The organism is Plasticicumulans sp. (assembly GCF_035331805.1).
Lineage (GTDB): Bacteria > Pseudomonadota > Gammaproteobacteria > Competibacterales > Competibacteraceae > Plasticicumulans.
Map to the genome: position 1 here is coordinate 1 of NZ_DAOLKE010000335.1, position 3,738 is coordinate 3,738.

At 71.7% G+C, this 3,738-nt stretch carries 3 protein-coding genes; 2 read left to right on the plus strand and 1 reads right to left on the minus strand.

The window, feature by feature from the left end; genetic code table 11:
* On the plus strand, positions 1–419 hold a 419-nt coding region (locus tag PKE44_RS16360), incomplete at its 5' end, for a putative peptidoglycan binding domain-containing protein (protein ID WP_324553312.1).
* Between the two features lie 12 nt (positions 420–431).
* Here PKE44_RS16360 and PKE44_RS16365 read toward each other — a convergent pair.
* A complete protein-coding gene (locus PKE44_RS16365; protein WP_324553314.1) occupies positions 432–1,844 on the minus strand; it encodes a saccharopine dehydrogenase C-terminal domain-containing protein in 1,413 nt (470 codons plus the stop codon).
* A gap of 217 nt (positions 1,845–2,061) precedes the next feature.
* On the opposite strand from PKE44_RS16365, the gene PKE44_RS16370 reads away from it, so the two are divergent.
* Positions 2,062–3,561, plus strand: coding sequence for a diguanylate cyclase (locus tag PKE44_RS16370; protein ID WP_324553316.1), 1,500 nt, complete (start codon positions 2,062–2,064; stop codon positions 3,559–3,561).
* The last annotated feature ends 177 nt before the right edge of the window (positions 3,562–3,738 follow it).

Below are 3,738 nucleotides of genomic sequence, written 5' to 3' on the forward strand. Positions count from 1 at the left end.
CAGACCGACAGCTCGCACCAGCGATCGTCGTGGCCGTCAAGGTCGTGCGTGCCGGGGGCGGCTACGGCGGCCACGACGATCGCTGGTGCGAGCTGTCGGTCTGTGACCACCCGACGCCGATCGCCGAGCTTGAGCGCCTGTACGCGATCTACCGGCTCACCTACCTGCGCAGTGACCCCGGGCAGCTCGTGCCGCTCGCCGGTGAACTCGCCGCCGAGGTGCAGGCGATCCTGCACGAGCGCGGCTTCCTCGCCGGCTACGCCGCCGGTGACTGCGATGCCGGCACGCTGCGCGCGCTGCATGATTTCATGGGCTGGGAGAACTACGACGAGCGCATCCGCGACGACGGCCTGATCGATCTCGAAGTGCTGGCCGACATGCGCCTGCGCCATGCCGCGTGGCGCGCGAGCCGCGCCTGAGGCGGGCAGGGTTCAGTCGACGCGAAAGTTGGCGAACTGCCAGGGATCGTCGTCGATCGTGGCTTCCGGGAACAGCTCGCCGCGCCCGGCGAGCGGCGTCCAGTCGGCGTAGACCCCGACCAGCTCGCCCAGATACGGCGCGGCGAGCTCCAGCACGCGGGCGTGATCCATGTCCTCGGGCTCGACGATGCCGCGCCGGGGGTTTTCGATCGCCCACACCATGCCGGCCAGCACGCCGGCCGTGACCTGCAGGCTGGTGGCGCTGTTGTGCGGTGCGGCGGCGCGCGCGGCGCTCACGTCGAGCCGCGAACCGTACCAGTAGGCGATGCGCTCGTGGCCGAGCAGCAGCACGCCGAGTTCGTCGCGCCCGCCGGTGATCTCGTCGACGATCAGCCGCTGCGCCGGCTGCAGCCGCCAGTTGCTGCCGGCAAGCTCGTGCAGCGACAGCAGCGCGGCATCGCAGGGGTGATAGGCGTAATGCACGGTCGGCCGGTAGCTGACGCTGCCTCCGGGGCCGCGCACGGTCAGCGCATCGGCGAGCGAGATCGATTCGCCGTGCGTGATCAGGTAGCCGTGATACGGGCCGGCGAGCGGCGTCCAGCTGCGCACGCGCACGCTCGCCCCGGGCCGCGCCAGCCAGATCGCCGCATCGCAGCCGCGCGCGTGCCGGTGGCCGTCGGGCGGCAGCCGGCGCTCGTGGCTGCCCCAGCCGAGTTCGGCCGGCTGCAGGCCCTCGCCGGCAAAACCGTCGATCGACCAGGTGTTGACGAACTCGCCGGGGCGTTTCGGGGTCGTCGGCTGCTGTGTGTCGCGTTCGGCGATGTGGATCACGCGCACGCCGAGGCGCTGCGCGAGCCGCGCCCAGTCGGCGCGCGAGACCGGCGGTGCGGCCGGCCGGCCGGTATCGCGGGCCAGATCGAGCAGCGCGTGCTTGGTGAAATGACTGACCAGCCCCGGATTGGCGCCGTGCGTCAGCACCGCGGTCGGACCGGGACCGGTCTCGGCGCGCAGCGCCAGGGCCGCCTCGCGCAGCGCGTAGTTGCTGCGCTGGGCCGGGTTCAGGGTCGGGTCGGCGTAGCCGCCGGCCCAGGGTTCGATGCAGGTGTCGAGATACAGCGCGCCGCGTGCGCGGCAGAGTCGCACCAGCGCCAGCGACGATACGGCCACCGACAGGTTCAGCAGGAAGTCGCCCGCTGCCAGCAGCGGTTCGAGGACGCTGCGCAGGTTGTCGGGGTTCAGTTCGCAGCGGCAGAAGCCGGCGCCGGCGGCCTCGGCCTGGGCGCGGCCGTCGTCGGTGGCGCTGACGATGCGGATGTCGGCCGCACGCACGCCGAGGTGGCGCAGGATCAGCGGCAGGACGCCCTGGCCTATGCTGCCGAAGCCGACGATCAGCAGGCGTCCGGGCAGACGTGCAAGTTCCGGCATCTGGAATTCCACGTATTTCGCAGGGTCGATGGCGGGAGCATGACCAATCCGCCGCAGCCCCGCCACCCCGGCGAGTCCCTGACCGAGTCCCTGACCAAAGCGTATGCTGCGGTGCAGCACGATTATCGTTACAGTGGATTCATATAGAAGCAGCCACACTGCCAGCACCGGCAGCCGATGCCGGTTGTCCCCGCGTCATCCGGAGTGACGATCGACCATGCTGAGCGCACCGACCGCCGCGCCCGAACGCTCGCCGCGCCTGCTCGCCGCCATCACGCTGTTCGTGCTGTTCGACCTGCTGGTGCTCGCGGTCAACTTCTGGATCACCTGGCAGGTCGAGCACGATGCCCTGGCCATCAACGTCGCCGGCCGCCAGCGCATGCTGACGCAGCGCATCGCCAAATCGCTGCTGCTGCTCGGCCGGCCCGAGGATGCCACCCAGGCCCGTCGCGACCTGCGCGCCGCCAAGGAGCTGTTCGGCGAGACGCTCGCGGCCTTCGAAGCCGGCGGCCACGTGCGCGATGGCGACGGCGTCGAACAGCCGTTCCGGGCGCTGGAGGGCAGCGATGCGCGCGCGCTGGTCGGCGAGGCCCGGGCGCTGTGGCAGCCGCTGGCCGCGCAGATCGAGGCGGCGCTCGCCGGTGCGCCGGGGGCACTGGAGCCGGCGCAGCGCGCCGCCGTGCGCGATACCGAGATGCTGCTCGTGCGCATGAACCGCCTGACCGGCGTCATGCAGGCGCAGTCGAATGCGAGCACGGTGCGGCTGCGCCTGCTGCAGGCCGTGGTCGTCGGGCTGGCGCTGCTGAACTTCGCGCTGATCGTCTCGCTGTTCCGCCAGCAGCTGCGGGCCGCGGCGCAGGCCGGCCAGGCGCTGGCCGAGCTGATCGACCATCTGCAGGATGGCGTTGCGGTGCTCGACGGCGAGCGGCGCATCGTCATGGCCAATGCCGCGCTCGGGCGGCTGTTCGGCGTCGAGGTCGGGCGACTGACCGGCCGCCCGGTCGGCGAGCTGCTGAGCCATGAGCAGGAGCGCGACGCGCTGCTCGGCCTGCGCCCCGACGGCGCACGCTTCGCGGCGCAGTGCACCGAGGTCGACATCAGCCTGCACGGCCGGCCGCTGACGCTGCTGACCATCGCCGATGTGACCGCCGAGCAGGAGCGCCAGGCGCAGCTGCGGCGGATGGCCTTCCAGGACCCGCTGACCAGCGTGCCGAACCGGCTGCTGGCGCTCGACCGCCTCGAATCGGCGCTGCTGCGCAGCCTGCGCGCGCGCCGCCGCTGCGCGGTGCTGTTCATCGACCTCGACGGCTTCAAGCCGATCAACGACCACTACGGTCATGCGACCGGCGATCTGGTGCTGATCCACGTCGCGCGCGTGCTGCAGGCGCAGGTGCGGGCCGCGGACACGGTCGCGCGCTATGGCGGCGACGAGTTCCTCGTGATCCTGCCCGACCTGCAGGTCGCCGATGACGCGATGACCGTGGCCGCGAAGATCAGTGCGGCGCTGCACGGCCCGGTGCGCATCGGTCCGTACGAGTTGCCGCTCGGCGTCAGCATCGGCATCGCCAGCTGCCCGGAGCACGCGGCCACGCCCGAGGCGCTGATCGCCGCCGCCGACGCGGCGATGTACCGCGCCAAGCGCGCCGGCGGCGGCCTGATCGAACGGGCCAGACCTGCGACACAATCTGTCACCGACCGGCGCTCGCAGCCGGGCTGAACTTTTCCGGGCCTGCAGGCGTCCATCGTCATCGAGCGGATGTTCTTCGCTTGCCCGATCCCCTCCCTGGTCGGGCGGACCCGGCCCCCCCTGCCGGGTCGTCTTGGAGCCCCGGACCCTCCCCCTGTACCGGGGCTTTTTTATGCACGGCTTTCCGGGCGCTCTTGAAACCGCTGC